17 protein-coding genes are annotated in these 19,616 nt (G+C 65.0%); 8 read left to right on the top strand and 9 right to left on the bottom strand.

Going from position 1 to position 19,616, the window contains the following annotated elements; genetic code table 11:
* Positions 1-27: 27 nt before the first annotated feature.
* The 6 genes from AC066Y_RS18710 to AC066Y_RS18685 all read left to right on the top strand — a co-directional run bounded on the left by AC066Y_RS18710 (position 28) and on the right by AC066Y_RS18685 (position 4,789).
* Positions 28-384: a hypothetical protein gene (locus AC066Y_RS18710; RefSeq protein WP_478275320.1), complete on the top strand. Its 357-nt coding sequence runs from the start codon at positions 28-30 to the stop codon at positions 382-384.
* Positions 385-565: 181 nt separating this feature from the next.
* Positions 566-865, top strand: a complete 300-nt coding sequence (locus AC066Y_RS18705) for an acyl carrier protein (protein WP_021081038.1) — start codon at positions 566-568, stop codon at positions 863-865.
* A 9-nt stretch (positions 866-874) separates the two neighbouring features.
* A complete protein-coding gene (locus AC066Y_RS18700; RefSeq protein ID WP_092112914.1) occupies positions 875-1,351 on the top strand; it encodes a 3-hydroxyacyl-ACP dehydratase FabZ family protein in 477 nt (158 codons plus the stop codon).
* Complete coding sequence (locus tag AC066Y_RS18695; protein ID WP_478275166.1) at positions 1,344-2,528, top strand: beta-ketoacyl-ACP synthase; 1,185 nt, start codon at positions 1,344-1,346, stop codon at positions 2,526-2,528. The genes AC066Y_RS18700 and AC066Y_RS18695 overlap by 8 nt, the downstream gene beginning before the upstream one ends.
* A gap of 27 nt (positions 2,529-2,555) precedes the next feature.
* Positions 2,556-3,833, top strand: coding sequence for a beta-ketoacyl-ACP synthase (locus tag AC066Y_RS18690; protein WP_212315125.1), 1,278 nt, complete (start codon positions 2,556-2,558; stop codon positions 3,831-3,833).
* 20 nt (positions 3,834-3,853) lie between these two features.
* Complete coding sequence (locus tag AC066Y_RS18685; protein ID WP_478275165.1) at positions 3,854-4,789, top strand: lipid A biosynthesis lauroyl acyltransferase; 936 nt, start codon at positions 3,854-3,856, stop codon at positions 4,787-4,789.
* A gap of 129 nt (positions 4,790-4,918) precedes the next feature.
* On the opposite strand, the gene AC066Y_RS18680 is transcribed toward AC066Y_RS18685, so the two are convergent.
* The 7 genes from AC066Y_RS18680 to AC066Y_RS18650 all read right to left on the bottom strand — a co-directional run bounded on the left by AC066Y_RS18680 (position 4,919) and on the right by AC066Y_RS18650 (position 13,431).
* Positions 4,919-6,028, bottom strand: a complete 1,110-nt coding sequence (locus tag AC066Y_RS18680; protein WP_478275164.1) for a polyamine ABC transporter substrate-binding protein — start codon at positions 6,026-6,028, stop codon at positions 4,919-4,921.
* A 6-nt stretch (positions 6,029-6,034) separates the two neighbouring features.
* Positions 6,035-7,204: an aminotransferase gene (locus AC066Y_RS18675; protein WP_478275163.1), complete on the bottom strand. Its 1,170-nt coding sequence runs from the start codon at positions 7,202-7,204 to the stop codon at positions 6,035-6,037.
* 8 nt (positions 7,205-7,212) lie between these two features.
* The gene (locus AC066Y_RS18670; protein WP_478275162.1) at positions 7,213-7,542 is read right to left on the bottom strand and encodes a rhodanese-like domain-containing protein; all 330 of its coding nucleotides are present in this window, start codon (positions 7,540-7,542) and stop codon (positions 7,213-7,215) included.
* A gap of 137 nt (positions 7,543-7,679) precedes the next feature.
* Positions 7,680-9,605, bottom strand: a complete 1,926-nt coding sequence (locus tag AC066Y_RS18665; protein WP_478275161.1) for a potassium transporter Kup — start codon at positions 9,603-9,605, stop codon at positions 7,680-7,682.
* Positions 9,606-9,759: 154 nt separating this feature from the next.
* Positions 9,760-11,682: a potassium transporter Kup gene (locus tag AC066Y_RS18660; RefSeq protein WP_478275160.1), complete on the bottom strand. Its 1,923-nt coding sequence runs from the start codon at positions 11,680-11,682 to the stop codon at positions 9,760-9,762.
* 112 nt (positions 11,683-11,794) lie between these two features.
* Entirely contained in the window at positions 11,795-12,625 is an 831-nt protein-coding gene (locus tag AC066Y_RS18655; protein WP_097672457.1) for an OmpA/MotB family protein, read from the bottom strand.
* Positions 12,626-12,657: 32 nt separating this feature from the next.
* Entirely contained in the window at positions 12,658-13,431 is a 774-nt protein-coding gene (locus AC066Y_RS18650; RefSeq protein WP_029078588.1) for a motility protein A, read from the bottom strand.
* 374 nt (positions 13,432-13,805) lie between these two features.
* On the opposite strand from AC066Y_RS18650, the gene AC066Y_RS18645 reads away from it, so the two are divergent.
* Together AC066Y_RS18645 and AC066Y_RS18640 are read left to right on the top strand one after the other, a co-directional pair.
* Positions 13,806-14,786 carry an NADPH:quinone oxidoreductase family protein gene (locus tag AC066Y_RS18645; RefSeq protein ID WP_478275159.1) on the top strand — a complete coding sequence of 327 codons (981 nt, stop codon included), beginning with the start codon at positions 13,806-13,808 and terminating at the stop codon, positions 14,784-14,786.
* Between the two features lie 998 nt (positions 14,787-15,784).
* Positions 15,785-16,018 carry a hypothetical protein gene (locus AC066Y_RS18640; protein WP_212315139.1) on the top strand — a complete coding sequence of 78 codons (234 nt, stop codon included), beginning with the start codon at positions 15,785-15,787 and terminating at the stop codon, positions 16,016-16,018.
* Between the two features lie 23 nt (positions 16,019-16,041).
* On the opposite strand, the gene AC066Y_RS18635 is transcribed toward AC066Y_RS18640, so the two are convergent.
* Together AC066Y_RS18635 and AC066Y_RS18630 are read right to left on the bottom strand one after the other, a co-directional pair.
* On the bottom strand, positions 16,042-17,313 hold the full coding sequence (locus AC066Y_RS18635) for an NAD(P)/FAD-dependent oxidoreductase (protein ID WP_478275158.1): 1,272 nt from the start codon (positions 17,311-17,313) through the stop codon (positions 16,042-16,044).
* Entirely contained in the window at positions 17,313-18,977 is a 1,665-nt protein-coding gene (locus AC066Y_RS18630; protein WP_478275157.1) for a thiamine pyrophosphate-binding protein, read from the bottom strand. Before AC066Y_RS18630 ends, AC066Y_RS18635 begins: the two co-directional genes overlap by 1 nt.
* Positions 18,978-19,616 lie beyond the last annotated feature (639 nt).

Here is a 19,616-nt window from a genome sequence, read left to right as displayed (position 1 = left end):
GGCGGCGACGCGACCGGACTGACAACAGTGAAGACGCAGCGGCCAATTTCCTCGGATGACGAGCACGTGGTGCTGAAATTCCGGCCGCGTACCTCGGCGCAGCCGCCCGGCAAGCGCGAGGAGGCGGTCCGATCGACCTGCTCGACTTCCGTCGCTCCTGTGTCCGTCGCCAACGACCTCTCCCGCTATGAGAAGCCGCGCGAGGAGCCGGACGATTTCCGCCAGCGCATGCTTGCCAACATCGCCGCCTTCGCCTTCACCGTGGCGCTCACCGCGATCGGTATCTGGCTCGCCATGAGCATCGCCGATTTGCGCAAGACCCAGGATTGCGTGCTGATGGGACGCCGGGATTGCGCGAAGATTACGGTGATGCCACGCAGCTAGGCAGGCCGGAACCGTACCCAAAAACCGTCCTCGCCAGGCCGGCCAAGCTCCATTGAACTAACGGCCCTGCTCCGATATACGGGCACACGACTCCGGCTGCAGCAATCAGGCAATCCGGGGCACCGCGCCCGCCTCCTCCGAGCCGACCCGGAATTACCTTCAATATATCAAAGGCTTAATGATGTCCTCCACATTCGAGCAGATCGCCAACATTATCGCGGAGACCTGCGACATCCCGCGCGATACGATCAAGCCGGAGAGCCACGCGATCGACGATCTGGGGATCGACAGCCTAGACTTCCTCGACATCGCCTTTGCCATCGACAAGGCTTTCGGGATCAAGATGCCGCTTGAGAAGTGGACCCAGGAGGTCAACGACGGCAAGGCCACGACGGAGCAGTACTTCGTGTTGCAGAATCTCGCCGACCGCATCGACGAGCTGGTTGCGGCCAAAAACGCGGGCACAGGCTCGGCCTCGTAATCGCCCATCATGCAGCTTGAGACTTTTCAGCTGATCGATCGGATTGTCGACCTCAACCTCGACGCAAAGACGATTGTCGTCGAGGCGGATGTCCCGCCGGACAGCCACTCTGTGTTCACGGGGCACTTCCCGGGCTACCCGATCATGCCCGGCGTGTTGCTCACCGAAGCAATGGCCCAGAGCTCGGGCTGGCTGATCCTCGGTCTGACCAAGTTCGAGCGCATGCCCTTCCTCGCCATGGTCAAGGAAGCCAAGATGCGTGGCTTCGTCAGCCCCGGCTCGGTACTGACGATCGAAGCCAGGATCGAACACGAAGGTTCAGGCTTCACCGTGACCTCGGCGAAGGTCCGCGTCGGCAAGGAGCTGAAGTGCAACGCCGAGCTGACCTTCCGTCATATCCCCTTCCCCAGCCCGGACTTGCGTGTGCACATGGATGCGCTCGCAAACAAGATCGGGTTTCCACTGCAGGCAATGAGTCATGGCTGAGAAGGAAGTCTGGATCACCGGCGTCGGCCTACTCTCCTCGCTCGGCGAGGGGCTGGATGCGCATTGGGAGGCGCTCGGCGCCAAGCGCGTCAATGCCGACGAGAAGCGTCTCGCGCCGTACGTGATCCATCCGATCGCCCCCGTCAGCTTCGACGCGCAGATCCCGAAGAAGGGCGATCAGCGTCAGATGGAGACGTGGCAGCGGATCGGCACCTACGCCGCCGGGCTGGCGCTTGATTCCGCCGGCGTCAAAGGCAATCAGGAAATCCTGTCGCGGATGGACATGATCATCGCAGCCGGTGGCGGCGAGCGTGACCTCAATGTCGACCTGGCGATCATGAACGCCGATGCGCAGGGCAAGCTGCCGCCTGCCGCCCTCAACGAAAAGCTGATGAACGAGCTGCGCCCGACGCTGTTCCTGGCGCAGCTCTCCAACCTGCTTGCCGGCAACATCGCGATCGTTCACGGCGTGTGCGGGACGTCGCGCACCTTCATGGGCGAGGAGGCCTCGAGCATCGACGCTGCGCGAATCGCCGTCGCACGCATCGGGGCCGGACAGAGCGACATCGCGCTGGTCGGCGCGGCCCACAATGGCGATCGCGGCGACCTCTTGATGCTCTATTCGTTCGGCGACTTCGCCCTCAAGGGTGAATACGCCTCGGTCTGGGCCCGCCGAAACAACCCGGGCTTCGCCATCGGCTCTGCCGGCGTATTTCTGGTGATGGAATCGCGCGAGCACGCTGAGGCGCGCGGCGCCAAGCCGTATGCCAAGCTGACCAAGGTGGTCGCCGATCTTGCCAAGCGCAAGCAGCCCGGCGCAGTGACGAAGTCGCTGCAGGCGATGTGGCCGCAGCTCGGGGTCAGCAACGACAACGCGATCCTGATCACGGGCGCAACCGGCGCCGAGCCGGCGACCGCCGAGGAGCGCGAATTCCTCGGGCAGCATCCCGGCCTTGCCGTGCGCGCCACCGGAACGACCTTTGGGCATACCATGGAGGCGCAGTTCCCGCTCGGGCTCGCGCTGGCCGCGTTGTCGATTTCTCGCGGCGCGCTCTATCCGGCCAACGACCCGACCGGGCTGGAGGTTGAAAAGACCGAAGCGCCAACCCAGATTGTCGTGTTGGGGGTCGGCCACTGGCAGGGCGAAGGCATGGCACTGGTCGAGGCCGTCAAGTAATTCGGCGCAAGCACCGACGGGGACACCATGACAGCACCACGCGATAAATTCGGCCGACCGATCGTCGTCGTGACCGGCATGGGAATCGTGACGTCGCTCGGCGGCGGCAAGACCGACAATTGGAAGCGCCTCAGCGCGGGCGAGTCCGGTATCAAGACCGTGACGCGCTTCCCGCTCGACAGTCTGAAGACGACGATGGCCGGCGCCGTCGACTTCGTCACCGTCGACCCGTTCTCCTCAACCAGCCTGTCGCAGCGCCTGGCGGAGATCGCGACTGAAGAGGCGCTGGAGCAGTCCGGCATCGGCAGCAAGGGCGACTTCCCCGGCCCGCTGTTTCTGGCGGTCGCGCCGATCGAGACCGAGTGGCCGCAGCGGCTCGAAGTGGCGCGCGAGGTTCCGACCAGGGACTTTGGCATCATCGACTATCTGGCGACCTGCAGCGGCGGCAAGTTTGCGCACTTCCACCGGCGCTTCACCTTCGGTTCGGTCGCGCTCAACCTCGCCGAGACCTTCGGCACCAAGGGGTCGCCGATTTCGCTCTCGACGGCTTGCGCGTCCGGCGCGACCGCGATCCAGCTCGGCGTCGAGGCGATCCGCCGCGGCGAAACCGATGCAACGCTGTGCGTCGCGACCGACGGCTCGGTCAATCCGGAAGCCCTGGTGCGCTTCTCGCTGCTGTCGGCCCTCTCTACCCAGAACGATCCGCCCCAGGGCGCCTCGAAGCCGTTCTCGAAAAACCGCGACGGCTTCGTGATGGCCGAAGGCGCCGGCGCACTGGTGCTCGAGAGCTACGACGCCGCGATGGCGCGCGGCGCGCGCATCCTGGGCGTCGTCGCCGGCTGCGGCGAGCTCACCGACTCCTTCCATCGCACCCGCTCCGCCCCCGACGGCAAGCCGGCGATCGGCTGCGTGCGCAAGACACTTGCTGACGCGGGCATGGAGCCCGAGCAAATCGACCACATCAACGCGCACGGCACCTCGACGCCGGAAAACGACAAGATGGAATATCTTGCGACCGCGGCGGTGTTCGGCGAACACACCAAAAACATTCCGGTGTCGTCGAACAAATCGATGGTCGGCCACACCATCTCGGCAGCCGGTGCGGTCGAGGCGATCTTCTCGCTGCTCACGCTCGAGCATCAGCGGATTCCGCCGACGATCAATTACGAGGTGCCCGATCCCGCGATCCCGTTCGATGTGGTCGGCAACAAGGCGCGCGACGCCAAGGTGACCGCCGTGATGTCGAACTCGTTCGGGTTCGGCGGGCAGAACGCTTCGCTGATCCTGACGCGCGAGCCGGCCTAGCGCCGCCCTCGCCTCATCAGATGAAACGCCTGCTCCTTCGCGCCCGCGCGCATCTGCGTGATGCCGCAAAGCCTGTCACCGATGCGGCGATCGGCGGGCTGACGATCGGCCTGCTGCGCACCACGCGCTATTTCGATCCGGAGAAGACCGCACGGTTCTTCGGCCGCGCCGCGCATTTCATCGGCCGCCGGCTGCGCGAGGACCGCATCGGCCGCGAGAACCTCACTGCCGCCTTCCCGGAAAAGTCGCCGCAGGAGATCGAAGAGATCCTGACCGGCGTCTGGCACAACCTCGGACGCATCGGCGCCGAATTCGCGCACATCGACCGCATCTGGGACCACGATCCCCGGAATCCCGACAAGCCTGGCCGCGTCGAATTCTCGGCGCGCAGCAAGCAGCTGTTCGACCAGTTGCGTGACGACGGCAAGCCGGCCTTGTTCTTTGCCGCACATCTCGGCAACTGGGAGCTCTCTCCGATTGCCGCGGCGGCACATGGGCTCGATGCTACGATTCTGTTCCGGCGGCCGAACATCGAAGCCGCCGACCGCGCCATCGAACGCATCCGCGCAGTCAATCTGGGCACGCTGGTCCCGGCCGGCCGCGACGCGCCGCTCAAGCTGGCGCAGGCGCTTCAGCGCGGTCAGCACGTCGCGATGCTGGTCGACCAGTATTTGACCAACGGCGTTCCGGTCACCTTCTTCGGCCGCAAGACCACCGCTAACCCGCTGCTGGCGCGCCTGCGCCGCCAGATCGACTGCCCGATCCACGGTACCCGGATCATCCGCCTGCCCGACGGCCGCTTCCGCGGCGAGGTCACCGAGGAAGTGAAGCCGGTATTCGACGCATCCGGCCAGATCGATATCCAGGGCACGATGCAGGCGATCACCGACATCATCGAGGGCTGGGTCCGCGAATATCCGGATCAGTGGCTCTGGCTGCACCGGCGCTGGCGGTAGGTTAGCGGCAGCCTTACCCCGTCATTGCGAGGAGCGAAGCGACGAAGCAATCCAGGTCCACCTCGTGTGGCGAGATAGATTGCTTCGCTGCGCTCGCAATGACGGCTCATACAACCGTGGCGCTTCGCGTCACTTCCCGGTCTTCACGCGGGTCCACAGCCGGTTGATGATCCGCTGCGTCGCCGGATCGCGCGCCGTGATCACGAACAGCTTCTTCTGCATCGCCTCGTCGGGATAGATGTTCTTGTCGTTGAATATCTTCGGATCGATCAGCTTCTGGCTCGCCAGATTGCCATTGGCATAGGACAGGAAGTTCGAATTCTGCGCCGCGACGTCGGGACGGTAGAGGTAGTTGATCAGCTCATAGGCTTCAGCGACGTTCTTTGCGTCCGCCGGAATTGCGAGATTGTCGAAGAACATCTGCGCGCCCTCCTTCGGAATCGTGTAGCCGATCTCGACGCCGGACTTGGCTTCCGCTGCCCGGCTGCGCGCCTGCATGATGTCGCCCGACCATCCGACCACGAAGCAGATCTCACCAGAGGCCAGCGCGCTGAGATATTCGGACGAGTGGAATTTGCGCACATAGGGCCGGATCTTGATGACGAGATCGGCGGCCTTCTCGAGGTCAGGCTGCTTGGTCGAGTTCGGATCCAGCCCGAGATAGCTCAGCGCCGCCGGCAGGATGTCGTCGGCGGAATCCAGCATGTGGATGCCGCAATCCTTGAACTTGGCGAGGTTCTCCGGCTTGAACACCATGTCCCAGCTGTCGATCCTGGCGTCGGGCCCGAGAATCTTCTCCGCCATCTTGACGTTGTAGCCGATGCCGGTGGTGCCCCACATGTAGTTGGCGCCGTAATTGTTGCCGGGATCGTAGGTCGCGAGCTGACCGGTTACCACCGGCCACGCATTGGCAAGGTTCGGCAGCTTCGACTTGTCGAGCTTGAGGAACACCTTCGCGGTGATCTGGCGCTGCAGGAAATAGCCGGTCGGCACCACGACGTCGTAGCCCGACTTGCCGGCAAGCAGCCGCGTCTCCAGCGTCTCGTTGGCGTCGAACGTGTCGTAGACCACCTTGATACCGGTTTCCTTGGTGAAGTCCTCGAGGACTCCCGGCGCCATGTAGTTCGACCAGTTGTAGAAGTTGACCGTGCGCTCCTCCGTACGTGCGGAGGCAGCAAACAACAGAACCGTGGCGACCGTACCGACAAAGTTGACGAGACGACGGCTCTGCTTCTGCATTCTGGTCTACCTCTTGCGACGATGCACTGCGTCGGACAGCCGCTCCAGCGCGGTGTCGAGCGTCGAATCCTTCTTGGCGAAACAGAACCGCACGACCGACGTCACCGCATCCTGCTCGTAAAACGCCGACACTGGAATAGCCGCGACCTTGTAATCCTGCACAATTCGCCAGCAGAACTCCGCATCGGTCTCATTCAGACCAAGCGGCGACAGATCGACGGTGAGGAAGTAAGTCCCCTGCGACTTCAGCACCGGAAAGCCAATGCTCTCCAATCCCTTTGTGAGGCGGTCGCGGCTGCGCGCCATGTCCTTGCGCATGTCGAAGAAATAATCGTCCGGCTTGCTGAGGCCGTACGCGACCGCGGCCTGCAGATTCGGCGCCGTCGTGAAGGTGAGGAACTGGTGCACCTTCGCAGTGACGCGCAGCAGCGGCGGCGCGGCGCAGACGAACCCGATCTTCCATCCGGTCAGCGAGAAGATCTTGCCGGCGCTGCCGACCTTGATGGTGCGGTCGCGCATGCCCGGGATCGTGATCAGCGGGATGTGCTCGCGGCCGTCGAACACGACGTGCTCCCAGACCTCGTCGCAGATCGCGACCACGTCGAACTCCTGGCAGTACCGCGCCAGCAGTTCGAGGTCCTCGCGCGGATAGACCACCGCCGCCGGGTTGAGCGGATTGTTGAACAGCACCGCCTTGGTCTTGTGGTTGAAGACGCTGCGCAGCATCTCCTCGTTCAGCCGCCACTCCGGCGGCTCGAGCCGCAACAGACGCGGAATGCCGCCGGCCTGGCGGATGATCGGCAGATAGGAATCATACACAGGCTGAAAGCAGACCACCTCGTCGCCGGGTTCGACCACGGACAGGATCGAGGAGGTCAGCGCCTCGGTGCCGCCGGAGGTGACCATCACCTCGGTCATCGGATCGAGCTTGAGCCCGTGCCAGTGGCCGTAATGCGATGCGATCGCCTGACGGAGTTCCGGAATGCCCATCATCGACGGATACTGGTTGTAGCCGTTGATGGACGCGTCCGCGGCGGCGCGGCGGATGTCCTCCGGTCCGGGATCGTCGGGAAAGCCTTGGCCGAGATTGATGGCGTTGTTGTCGCGCGCCGCCTGCGACATCGCCTCGAAGATGGTGACGGGAAGGTCCGCGAAGACCTTGTTCATGGAGGTCATGTCAGGGATCAGCCGCCCGTCTTGGTGGGCAGTCCCGCCGCCTTCCAGCCGATAATGCCGCCCGCCAGATGCCTGTCGTAGGGCAGGCCCGCGGCCTGAGCCGCCAGCGAGGCCGTCACCGAGCGCTTGCCGGAGCGGCAGGCGAACACCACCTGCTTGCCCTGCGGATCGGGAATCGCTGATGGATCGAACGTCGACAACGGCACCACGACGCCATCGGGATAGGCCTCGACGGCGACCTCATTGGGCTCGCGGACGTCGACCAGGAGATAGCGGCCTTCGGCTATGCCCTTCGACACCTCGTCCGGAAACAAATCTTCCACCTTGTGGTCCGCCACGGAAATATCCTCCCGATATCAGCTTGGGCGAGCGTCGTGCGGCTCGCCGGTCCGGGCCGCAAAGTCGCCTCTCGCGCGGAGAAAATCAAGCGCCCGAAACGGGTTAGATGCCGCGCGGAAACGCTGGATCGTGGACCCTAGATCGTGACTTGCGTACCGACCTCGACCACCCGCCCGGTCGGGATCTGGAAATAGTCGGTGGCATCGTTCGAGGAGCGGCTCAGCGCGATGAACAGATGGTCCTGCCAGCTCGGCATGCCCGAGTGTACCGCCGGCTTCAGCGCGCGGCGGGACAGGAAGAACGAGGTCGACATGATGTCGAACTGCCAGCCGAGCTTGCGGGCGATCGCCAGCGTCTTCGGCACGTTCGGCTGCTCCATGAAGCCGAACTTCAGTGTCACCTTGGAGAAGGTCTCGGTCAGCTGCTCCATCCGGACCCGCTCGGACGGATCGATGCGCGGCGTCGGCGCGGTCTCGATGGTCAGGATGACGTTCTTCTCGTGCAGCACCTTGTAGTGCTTGAGGCTGTGCATCAGCGCGGTCGGCGCGCTGACGGGATCGCTGGTCAGGAACACAGCCGTCCCGGAGACGCGCTGCGGCGGCCGCTTCTCCAGCATCGCGACGAGATCGGCGAGCGGGAATTCCAGCTTGCGCGACTTCTCGAACAACAGCCGGCTGCCGCGCCGCCAAGTGTACATCACCACGATCATCGCCCCGCCGAGGGCAAGCGGCACCCAGCCGCCCTCGAACACCTTGAGCAGGTTGGCGGCCAGGAATGTGATGTCCAAGAACAGGAACGGCGCGACCAGCGCGGCGGCGGCGAGCGGCGACCAGCGCCAGACCTTCCAGATCACCACGAAGCCCATCATCGCCGTCACCACCATGGTGCCGGTCACTGAGATGCCGTAGGCCGACGCCAGCGCGCTCGACGAGCGGAACATCAGCACCAGCACGATCACCGCGATGAACAGGAACCGGTTGATGCGCGGCATGTAGATCTGGCCGGAATGCGCCTCCGACGTATGGCGGATTTCGAACCGCGGCATCAGGCCGAGCTGGATCGCCTGCCGGGTCAGCGAGTAGGCGCCGGTGATGACGGCCTGGCTCGCGATCACGGTCGCCATGGTCGCAAGCGCGACCATCGGAATCAACGCCCAGTCCGGGAACATCAGGAAGAACGGGTTCTCGATGCCCTTGGGATCGCCGATCAGAAGCGCGCCCTGCCCGAGATAGTTCAGCGCCAGCGACGGCAGCACGATGAACAGCCACGCGGTCTGGATCGGGCGTTTGCCGAAGTGACCGAGGTCGGCATAGAGCGCCTCCGCGCCGGTCACCGCGAGGAAGACCGCACCGAGGGTGATGAAGCCGATCACGCCGTGATGCAGCATGAACGACACCGCAAGGATCGGGTTGAACGCGTACAGCACCTCGGGGTGCCGCACGATCTGCGGCAGCGCCGCGATCGCGATCACGGCGAACCACACGCACATTACCGGGCCGAAGAACGCGGCGACGCGCGCGGTGCCGCGCGACTGCACCGCGAACAGAGCGACCAGGATCACCACCGTGAGTGGGACCACATAGGGATCGAATGTCGAGGTGACGAGCTTGATGCCCTCGATGGCCGACAGCACCGACAGCGCCGGCGTGATCACGGCGTCGCCGTAGAACAGCGCGCCGCTGATGATGCCGAGCAGCACGATCGCGGCTCCGCCCTTGGTGACTGCGCGCTGCGCCAGTGCCATTAGCGCCAGCGTGCCGCCCTCGCCATTGTTGTCGGCACGCAGCAGGATCACGACATATTTGAGCGTCACGACGACGATCAGCGCCCACAGGATCAGGCTGAGCACGCCGAGCACTGCATGCGCCGTCACGGCGCCCTCGCCGCCGGCGGCTGCGACGACGGCTTCGCGCAGCGCGTATAGCGGGCTGGTACCGATGTCGCCATAGACAACGCCGATGCTGCCGAGCATCAGCGCCTTGAAGGTGGCGGTTGAATGCGCCTCGCCATGGCCGTTTGCCGCGGGCGTTTCCGCCGCGGTGATCGCACTCTCGGATGACATGGGAAGCTGCGCCTCTGTCTTCTGCCGCACCGCACAATGCCGGGTTGCAGGCCTATACTCCCGGCAGGAATGCATAGGTTAGCCCGGATTCAGGTCTCCGCCATGCATATCACGCATAGATCACGGCTTTTCAACTGCCGAATCCGTTGCCGCATCAAATAGTTACCTGAGTACCCACTTCAACGACCCGCCCGGTCGGGATCTGGAAATAGTCGGTAGCGTCGTTGGCTGACCGGCTCATCGCGATGAACAGGTGGTCCTGCCACTGCGGCATCCCGGATTGGGCGGACGGCTTCAGCGACCGGCGCGACACGAAGAACGAGGTCGACATGATGTCGAACTGCCAGCCGAGCTTGCGCGCGACCGCGAGCGCCTTCGGCACGTTCGGCGATTCCATGTAGCCGAAGCGCAGCCGCACCGCGGTGAACTTGTCGCTGACCTTCTCCATGGTCACGCGCTCCGACACGTCGACGCGCGGTGTCGGTGCGGTCTCGATGGTCAGGATCACATTGTGCTCGTGCAGCACCTTGTTGTGCTTGAGATTGTGTAAGAGCGCGGTCGGCACGAAGCTGGGATCGCTGGTCAGGAACACCGCGGTGCCCTTGACGATATGCGGCGGCCGCTTCTCCAGGCTGTGGATCAGGTCGCGCAGCGGCACCTCGATGCGGCGGGTCTTGGCGATCAGGATCGCGGCGCCGCGACGCCAAGTCCAGATCATCGTCGCCATCACGACGCCGAACAGCAGCGGCACCCACGCGCCCTCGAACAGCTTCAAGAGATTGGCGCTGAAGAAGGTCATGTCGACGATCACGAAGGGCAGGATCAATGCGGCGGCCGACGCCACGCGCCAGTTCCACAGCTTCCAGATCACGATGAAGCCCATGATGCCGTCGGCGACCATGGTGGTGGAGACGGCGATGCCGTAGGCCGAGGCGAGCCCGCTCGAGGTGCGGAACAGAAGCACCAGCAGCAGCACGCCGATCAGCAGCAGCCGGTTGACGCGCGGCAGGTAGATCTGGCCGGCATGGGTCTCCGAGGTGTAGCGGACCTCGAAGCGCGGCAAGAGCCCAAGCTGCACCGCCTGGCTGATCAGGGAATAGGCGCCGGTGATCACGGCCTGGCTCGCGATCACGGTCGCAGCAGTGGCGAGCCCGATCAGCGGCAGCAGCAGCACCTCCGGCACCATGCGGTAGAACGAGTTCTCGATCGCGGCCGGATCGGACAGCACCAGCGCGCCCTGCCCGAAATAATTCAGCAGCAGCGACGGCAGCACGAAGAACAGCCAGCCGGACTGGATCGGCTTGCGGCCGAAATGCCCGAGGTCGGCGTAGAGCGCCTCGCCGCCGGTCACCGCGAGGAACACTGCGCCCAAGGTCACCAGGCCGACGGTGCCGTGGGTCAGCAGGAACTGGATTGCGTAATAGGGATTGATCGCCGCCAGCACCGACGGATCGTCCATGATGTGGACCAGCCCCATCACCGCGAGCGAGGCGAACCACACCACCATCACCGGGCCGAAGGCCGAGGCGACGCGCGCGGTGCCGGTGCGCTGCACCGAGAACAGCAGCACGAGGATCAGGATCGTCAGCGGCACCACATAGTGCTCGAGATGCGGCGTCGCGAGCTTGAGGCCTTCGACCGCCGACAGCACCGAGATCGCCGGCGTGATCATGGAATCGCCGATGAACATCGAGGCACCAACCACGCCGAGCGCGAGCAGCGGCCAGCTGCGCCGCCCGATCGCGCGCTGGCCGAGCGCCATCAGCGACAGCGTGCCGCCCTCGCCATTATTATCGGCGCGCAGCAGCAGCAGGACGTATTTGGCGGTGACGACGGTGAACAGCGCCCACAGGATCAGGCTGAGCACGCCGAGCACCATGATGCGGGTCACCGGCTGGCCGTGCGCGGCGCCGCCGACCGCCTCGCGGAATGCGTAGAGCGGCGAAGTTCCGATATCGCCGAACACCACTCCGATGCTGCCCAGTGTCAGGGCCCAGAAGCCGGAGGCGCCTTGGCCCTTGCCTTGCCCCGTGCCTTGGGTCTCCTGGGCTTCGGTGGATGAGACGCTGACAGCCATGGCGAGGTTGGAACGCCCGATCGGTTGATTTTGATCCGCGCGGCTATCGACGCTTCCGCCCCGCCTGTCAACCAACCAACATGGCAAAAGGCGGTAGCATGGTAACCCTGAGCTACGGCTTCAGATCCGGCGGCAATGGCGGATTTTCCCGCATCAAAGTGATGGTCACGCGACGGTTCGCCGGCAGCGTCGGATCGTCGGGAAACAGCGGCTGGCCGTCCGCCTTGCCGGAAACCGCGAAGATATGGGACGGCGGCAGCCCTTCCCGCTCCAGGATCTGCCGCACCGCATTAGCGCGGTCCGCGGACAGGTCGAAGGCATCGTAATCGCTGCGCGCCGGCACGAAGCCTGCGGCTGTATGCCCCACGATCGCGATCCGCAGCGGCGTCGCCTTCAGCGGCGCGGCGAGCTTCTGGATCAGCCGGCGGGTGCGCTCATATGGCTCCCGGGAGCCGTCGGCGAACATCGAGCGGCCGTCCTGGTCGACGATCTCGAGGTTGAGCCCCTCCTTGGTCTCCTCGAACATGATGTTCTTGGAAATCTCGGTCAGCTCCGGCATGTCCTGCAGCGCCTGCCGCAGCGAGGCCGAGGCCAGCGCGAATTCGCGGTCGATCTTCAGCCGCGCGCCGTTGATCTGGCTGCGCTCCTTTTCGTCCGGCGTCGGATTGGCGGAGGATTCCTCCGGTGAGATGTGCTCGACATTCTTCAGCTTCGGCCGGGTCGGCAGGCCATCGGACTCGACGATGCCGGAATAGCGCACATTGGTCTGCACGCCGAAGGCGTCGCGCATCGAGCCCGCGACGATCTTCAGCTTGTTGTTGTCCATGGTGGAGAACGCGACGAGCATCACGAAGAAGCTCATCATCAGGCCCATCAGGTCGGCGAAGGTCACGAACCAGCCGTGACCTCCGGTATGGGCGTCGCCGCGCTTTTTCTTGGCCATCGCTGCTGTCCCGGGAGCGCCAGTCGGGGCCGTCAGGCCGGAACCGGCTCACCCTCCTCGTTGCGATGCTTTTCCGGCAGGTAGGCCAGCAGCATCTCGCGCACCAGCGCCGGGCTCTTGGAATCGCGGATCATCAGGATGCCGTCGATGATCAGCGTGCGGTTGGTCTCCTCGTCGAGCAGCTTGCCGTGCAGCTTGTCGGCGATCGGCAGGCAGAACAGGTTGGCCACCAGCGCGCCGTACAGGGTCGCGAGCAGCGCGGTCGCCATGAACGGGCCGAGCTTGGAAGGGTCGGTCATGTTGGCGAACATCTGCACCATGCCGATCAGCGTGCCGATCATGCCGAAGGCCGGCGCGCAGTCGCCGATCGCGCGGTAGATCTTGCTGCCCTCGTCGAGGTGCATCAGGAAATTGTCGCGGTCGCGCTCCATGTTGTCGCGGATGAATTCGAGGTCGTAGCCGTCGGCGACGTAGCGGATGCCCTTGGCAAGGAACGGCTCGTCGGTCTCGACCTTCTCCAGGCCGACCGGGCCCTGCTTGCGGGCGATCTCGGCGATGCGGGCGAGCTCGTCGACGAGGTCGCGGGCCGACAGCCGGCTCATCGTGAAGGCAAACTTGGCGCCGAGCGGCAGCCCGTGCAGCATCACGCCGAGCGGAAAACGGATCATCGTCGCCGCGATCGAGCCGCCGAAGATGATGATCATGGCGTGTTCGGAGATGAACATGTGCAGGTCGCCGCCCATGAACATCATCACCGCGATGACGATGATGCCAGCCAACAGCCCGGCGCCAGTCATGATATCCATAGGAGACTCCAACGCGTACGCAACCTGCCCGTCCTGGACGGCGCGCAGCCCAGTGCGGGCCGCGTGGAAAACCCTAGCGTTAACGCCATTAAGGACGCGTTACCGAATTTGGTAGGGATAACAACGGGTAAACGTCGGCCTTTTCGCGATGTCGTTGAAGATGCTGGCTTTCCGCATGGGACGCCGCCGCTGCATGCGCAAAAGGCCTCCCCGTAGAACAACGGAGATGAGATAGGTTTGCCGAGAGCGTTTTCGAGCGAAGTGGGTACCGGTTCGCGTGAAGAAAACGCGTCAACACAAGATTCTGGAGTTCCGTTCCGATTCAATCGGAACGGAAAAGGCTCCGGGGGAAACGAACCAATGAGCAGGACAGGATGAAGGCGGTCGTCGTTGAGCAATATGCGCCTATTGATCAGATCGAGCTGAAGCAGATCACCACGCCCGAACCCGGCCCCGGACAGATCCGCGTCCGGGTCCACGCCGCGAGCATCGGCTTCGTCGATGGGTTGAAGGTCGAGGGCCGCTACCAGACCAAGGATGCCCTGCCCTTTACGCCGGGTGCGGAATTCGCTGGCGTGGTCGACGCGGTCGCGGGCGACGTCGCCGGCATCACGCCGGGCATGCGGGTGATGGGCGCGGCGCGCTCGGGCGCGCTGGCCGAGTACATCGTGGTGCCGCCTGCCGCCGTCGAGGTCATGCCCGATGGCCTGTCGATGGAGGCCGCCGCGGCCTTCCGCACCAATTACCTCACCGCGCTGTATGCGCTCGCCGAGCGCGGCTCGCTCAAGGCCGGCGAGCAGCTGCTGGTGCTCGGTGCCGCCGGCGGCACCGGCATCGCCGCGATCCAGGTCGGCAAGTTGCTCGGTGCGCGCGTCGTTGCCGCGGCCTCGACGGACGAGAAGCGCAGCTTCGCCGCAAGCTTCGGCTCCGATGCTGTCGTCGACTACACGAAGCCCGATTGGCGCGATGCGCTGAAGGACGCAACCGGCGGCAATGGTCCCGACGTGATCTTCGATCCGGTCGGCGGCGAGGTCTCGCTGCAGGCGTTCCGCTCGATCGCCTGGAACGGCCGCCATGTCGTGGTCGGCTTCGCGGCAGGCCAGATCCCCGCTCTGCCGTTCAATCTGCCGCTTCTGAAGGGTGGTCTCCTGATCGGCGTCGATGCCGCCCAGATCGCGCGCCGCGAGCCCGAGGCGCAGGCGCGCGTGATGACGCAATTGTCGGCATGGCTGAACGACGGCCGACTGACGCCTGTGGTCGGCAAAGTGTTCGAGCTTGACGATTTCCGCGCGGCGTTCACGACGATGCAGACCCGCGCGGCGCTGGGCAAGATGGTGGTGCGGATCGGATCGTGAGAGAGGCACCGCTATCGTCGCATCTTCCCTGTCGTCCCTGCGAAAGCAGGGACCCTAACCACAGGGTTGTGTTGTTGAGATGAGCTGTGGCTACAGCTCTGCAATCCAATTCGCATTCGTGGTTATGGGTCCCGGCTCAAGGCCGGGACGACACTGAATGTGTTGCACGGTCTATGAGTCACACACCCGCCTTCTCGCGACATCAATTGTCCGAGTCTTGCATTTCGTTCCGCCACTCTGAGAACAGAGGGCGCAGGGAAAGCCGGGTGCCGATCGCACCCATGGGTCCCGCGTAGTAAAAAACGCGGGAGGTAGGACCACAGGTGTAACCGGAAACAGCCCGGCTTTCCCTGCGCGATGGGTTACGGCTTACTTCGTGCTCTCCCCGGCGAGACTGGGCTTGCTTGTCACCGTCTCCGCAAAAGCACTTGCGCGTTTTGCGGGGAGACACCGGCCGCTAGGGCGTCAGGACCACACGACTTCACCGTCCGCGTCGCGCGCACTCGTCTGTTGCGCACTCGGCGTCCACCGCATCTCGACCCGCGTTCGTGACGACCGCGAAGCGCCCCTCGTGTCGGGCGAGACGGGCGTATTGAACATCTGAGTTGGGTCCGGCGTCAAGTTAAATTCTGAAAAGCCGAACGATCCAAGGATACGCGACTCGTAGGATGGGTTTCGCTGCGCTCTACCCATCCCACAATTCTGCGATCCTGATCCGGCACGGCCCCTTGGGTCACCCGAGCGTCCGTCCCGACGTTGCCATCGCACCGCAGGAACCAACACCGCAACGACGCATTGTCATTTCACCCAACGGTTGAGAGGTAATATGCCGCCAGTATCGGTATCCGCACCGATCCTGTAGCATTCCTGTCCGCCGAAGAGCCAATTAGCCGTCATCTGTTGTGTTTCAGGATTCTTCCCTTGGCACTTTTTGCATATCGAACATCCAGCACCACGTCCCGATCGCGCGGGCTAACCACCGTCGCCTGAGACGCGCGATGAAGATGGACAAGGCCACCTGGTACGTCTCGTTCGCCATCAGAACCCCTGACGCCGGACACCACCGCTTCGCGCGCCAGACCCGCACCTTCACGACCGAGCAGGATGCCAAGGCGTTTGCGCGCACCCTGCTTGTGCAGACTCAAGACGTCAGCGCCGGAACGATCAACCCGCACACGCCGAGGCGCGTGATCGCGCCGGCCGCGATCGCGGCCTGGGCCGGCGAGAGCTGACGTCGGCGTGCCTCCGCGGCTTCCTAGAGGAAGCGTGACGGCGCGAACGGCTGCAGCGGTATCTCCGGCGCCTTGCCGCTGAGCAATTGCGCGACCAGCCGGCCGGTGCGGGCCGAGCCGACCAGGCCGACATGGCCGTGGCCGAAGGCATAGACAACGTCGCGCGAGGCGCGGCTGTGGCCGATGCACGGCCGCCCGTCGGGCATGCTCGGGCGATGGCCGAACCAGGTCTTGATCCGCGAGGATGGAATGTCCCTCGGCAGCTTCGGGAACATGCTGAAGAGATGCTCGCGCAGGATCTCGGCGCGCTTCCAGTTCGGCTCGGCGTCGAGCCCCGCGATCTCCACTGTGCCAGCGGCGCGCAGGCCCTTGTCGGTCCAGTTGACCACCATCTTGGCGTCCGACGCCATCATCGAATTGCGCGGGCCGGATTCCGGATTCTCGATCATGACGTGATAGCCGCGCTCGGTCTCGAGTGGCAGCGGGTCGCCGATCGATGCGGTCAGTTGCTTCGAGCGTGCACCGGCGGCGACGACCGCGGCATCGCAGGCGATCTCGCCGGTCTCGGTGACCACGGCGACGAGCCGGTCGCCCGCGAGCTTGAGGCCTGTGGCCTTGGCGGCGACGCGTTCGGCGCCGTTCGCGATCGCGTGCGCGGCGAGCGCTGCGACGTAGGCGCCGGGATCGCGGCAGCGACCGGCTTCCTCAACCACGACGCCGAACTTGTAGCGCGGATGCAGATCGGGCTCGCGCTGGCGCATCTCGTCCTCATCGAGCTCCAGCCATTCGATGCCGACGCGCTTGCGGATGCGCCAGCCGAGGTCGCGGTCGAACGGCGCGCGCGAGGGAAATACGTGCATCACCCCGCGCCGCTCGATCAGTTCGGGCACGCCGGCTTCCTCGGCGAGCTGCCGGTGCAGCAGCGGCGCATCCTTCAAGAGATCGCGCATCGCCCGCGCGGTGGCCTCGACCTGCGCCTCGGTCCGGCTCGACAGCAGATACTTGATCAGCCACGGCAAGGCTTTCGGCAGATACGACCAGCGGATCGAAAGCGGCCCGAGCGGGTCCATGAGATAGCCAGGCACCTTCTTCCAGGTGCCCGGCTCGGCCGGCGGGATCACCGAATGCGACGACAGCCAGCCGGCATTGCCATAGCTCGCGGCCTGGGCGCCGCCGGGCTCGCCCGGGTCGATCAGCGTGACTCGGTGGCCCGCGCGCAGCGCCTCGATGGCACTGATCACGCCGACCGCGCCGGCGCCGATGATCGCAACGTGACGGCCGGCGGATTCAGGCATCAGCGTTTCGCCTGCTCGGGCATAAAATCCTTGCCGACCGACAGCGCGCGCTGATCGACCAGGCAGTGCAGGATCGCCGGCTTGCCGGAGGCCAGCGCCCGCTCAAAGGCCGGCGCGAAGTCTTCGGTGCGCTCGACCCGCTCGCCATGGCCGCCGAACGCCTTTGCATAGAGCGCGAAGTCCGGGTTCTTGAGCTGGGTGCCGACGACTCGGCCGGGGTAGTCGCGTTCCTGATGCATGCGGATGGTGCCGTATTGCGCGTTGTCGATGACGACGACGATCAGCGGCGCGTCGTACTGCACGGCGGTGGCGAACTCCTGCCCGTTCATCAGGAAGCAGCCATCGCCGGCGAACGCGACGACCACGCGATCCGGATGCTGCCGCTTAGCCATCACGGCCGCCGGCACGCCATAGCCCATCGATCCCGAGGTCGGCGCGAGCTGGGCTGCGAAAGCGTGGAAGCGATGGTGGCGATGAATCCAGCCGGCGTAATTGCCGGCGCCGTTGCAGACGATCGCATCCTTCGGCAGCCGATCGCGCAGCCAGGTCACGACCTCGCCGTATTGGAAATGGCCCGGCAGCTCGCGCGGCTTCTCGGTCCAAGCGAGATAGTCCGCGTGCGCCTTGGCCGCCTCGCCCTTCCAGGCGGGCGCGGCTGCGGGCTTCATGCTCTCGACCGCGGCGGCGAAGGCCGCGGGCGTCGCCTGGATCGCCAGCGCCGGCTGGTAGACGCGGCCGAGCTCTTCGGAGCCCGGATGCACGTGAATGAGCTGCTGGCTCGGCACCGGAATGTCGAGCAGCGTGTAGGACGAGGACGGCATCTCCGACATGCGGCCGCCGATCAGGAGAATGACGTCGGCACCGGTGAAGCGATCCCTGAGCTTCGGGCTCGGGCCGATGCCGAGATCGCCGGCATAGTGCGAATGGTCGGCGTCGAACAGCGAGGCGCGGCGGAACGAGGTCGCGACCGGAAGGTCGAAGCGCTCGGCAAAGCGCGCAATGCCCTTGGCCGCCTCTGCGGTCCAGGCCGAACCGCCGAGCACCACGATCGGCGCCTTGGCGCCGGCGAGCATGCTGCCGAGCCGTTCGAGATCCGACGGCGCCGGCCAGGTGACCGCAGGCTCGACCTTCGGCGCGTCGGCGACCGCTGCGGTTTCAGTCAGCATGTTCTCCGGCAGCGAGATCACGACCGGACCGGGGCGGCCCTGCAGCGCGACACGGAAGGCGCGCGCGACCAGCTCCGGGATGCGGTCTGGACGATCGATCTCGACCGCCCATTTCGCCATGGTGCCGAACACCGCCTTGTAGTCGAGTTCCTGGAACGCCTCGCGCTCGCGCATGCCGGTGTCGACCTGGCCGACGAACAGGATCATCGGGGTGGAATCCTGCATCGCGATGTGCACGCCATGCGCGGCATTGGTCGATCCGGGACCGCGGGTGACGAAGCAGATGCCGGGGCGCCCGGTGAGCTTGCCATAGGCCTCCGCCATCATCGCCGCACCGCCCTCGGCGCGGCAGATCACGACGTCGATCGGGCTGTCATGCAAGGCGTCGAGCGCCGCCAGGTAGCTCTCGCCCGGCACGCAGGTGACGCGCTCCACCCCTTGCGCGACCAGCTGGTCGATCAGGATCTGGCCTCCGGTGCGGGCGTTGCTTTTGGTCATGAGAGCTCCCTGCGGCATTGGCGCGCGCTTGCGGCTCGCGCGGAACGTGGTCCGACGGGGGTATGATAGACGGGAATATGGTGCAAGGCCGAAGCCGCTTCTCGCGGGCGAAGCCGGGGCAAGCCATGCGATAGGCAATGGGCATCGCCCTTTCGTCATCGATTTCCGCAGAGCGGACGATCGCCGGTGGGATCGTCGCGGCCCGGTCGGAGAGCAGGCAGGTAACCTTCCGCCGATTTCGGAGCGCTCGCCGTCAGCGTGCCGATGATACGTTCCGTCGCCAGCCGGCAAGTTCGATCCGGTATCGCGGCGCCAGCATCAACCTGTGCGTGTTTCTTTCAACAACAACCCCAGCGGCGATGCGGCAGCCTCGTGGTCATCACGCGGCACCAGTGCGCATGCGGGAGAGACGATCCGCACGCACCGCAATGACCGACCGCGCGCGGCTGCCGCGCGGGACGCGTGAAAGCCAGCGCGTTGCGGCGCGCGCGACAACAGCGTGGCACAAACTGCATGAACGATCGCGTCATATGCACGATAACAATCATTCGAAACGCGCGTGTGTGCTTCCGTAAGACTACGGTGCAGCGATCGGTCGCTTCGCACCGTTCGATGCAGGATCGCGCGGATTTCGCGGAA

It is taken from the genome of Bradyrhizobium sp. USDA3010 (assembly GCF_056429065.1).
This window is presented reverse-complemented; position numbering and strand designations above follow the sequence as displayed.

What these genes read in the sequence shown, in the direction of transcription:
- AC066Y_RS18660 (WP_478275160.1), bottom strand. Translation starts at nt 11,682, where the DNA reads ATGGCTGTCAGCGTCTCATCCACCGAAGCCCAGGAGACCCAAGGCACG.
- AC066Y_RS18675 (WP_478275163.1), bottom strand. Translation starts at nt 7,204, where the DNA reads ATGACCTCCATGAACAAGGTCTTCGCGGACCTTCCCGTCACCATCTTC.
- AC066Y_RS18645 (WP_478275159.1), top strand. Translation starts at nt 13,806, where the DNA reads ATGAAGGCGGTCGTCGTTGAGCAATATGCGCCTATTGATCAGATCGAG.
- AC066Y_RS18635 (WP_478275158.1), bottom strand. Translation starts at nt 17,313, where the DNA reads ATGCCTGAATCCGCCGGCCGTCACGTTGCGATCATCGGCGCCGGCGCG.
- AC066Y_RS18685 (WP_478275165.1), top strand. Translation starts at nt 3,854, where the DNA reads ATGAAACGCCTGCTCCTTCGCGCCCGCGCGCATCTGCGTGATGCCGCA.
- AC066Y_RS18695 (WP_478275166.1), top strand. Translation starts at nt 1,344, where the DNA reads ATGGCTGAGAAGGAAGTCTGGATCACCGGCGTCGGCCTACTCTCCTCG.
- AC066Y_RS18705 (WP_021081038.1), top strand. Translation starts at nt 566, where the DNA reads ATGTCCTCCACATTCGAGCAGATCGCCAACATTATCGCGGAGACCTGC.
- AC066Y_RS18650 (WP_029078588.1), bottom strand. Translation starts at nt 13,431, where the DNA reads ATGGATATCATGACTGGCGCCGGGCTGTTGGCTGGCATCATCGTCATC.
- AC066Y_RS18630 (WP_478275157.1), bottom strand. Translation starts at nt 18,977, where the DNA reads ATGACCAAAAGCAACGCCCGCACCGGAGGCCAGATCCTGATCGACCAG.
- AC066Y_RS18665 (WP_478275161.1), bottom strand. Translation starts at nt 9,605, where the DNA reads ATGTCATCCGAGAGTGCGATCACCGCGGCGGAAACGCCCGCGGCAAAC.
- AC066Y_RS18655 (WP_097672457.1), bottom strand. Translation starts at nt 12,625, where the DNA reads ATGGCCAAGAAAAAGCGCGGCGACGCCCATACCGGAGGTCACGGCTGG.
- AC066Y_RS18690 (WP_212315125.1), top strand. Translation starts at nt 2,556, where the DNA reads ATGACAGCACCACGCGATAAATTCGGCCGACCGATCGTCGTCGTGACC.
- AC066Y_RS18700 (WP_092112914.1), top strand. Translation starts at nt 875, where the DNA reads ATGCAGCTTGAGACTTTTCAGCTGATCGATCGGATTGTCGACCTCAAC.
- AC066Y_RS18680 (WP_478275164.1), bottom strand. Translation starts at nt 6,028, where the DNA reads ATGCAGAAGCAGAGCCGTCGTCTCGTCAACTTTGTCGGTACGGTCGCC.
- AC066Y_RS18640 (WP_212315139.1), top strand. Translation starts at nt 15,785, where the DNA reads ATGAAGATGGACAAGGCCACCTGGTACGTCTCGTTCGCCATCAGAACC.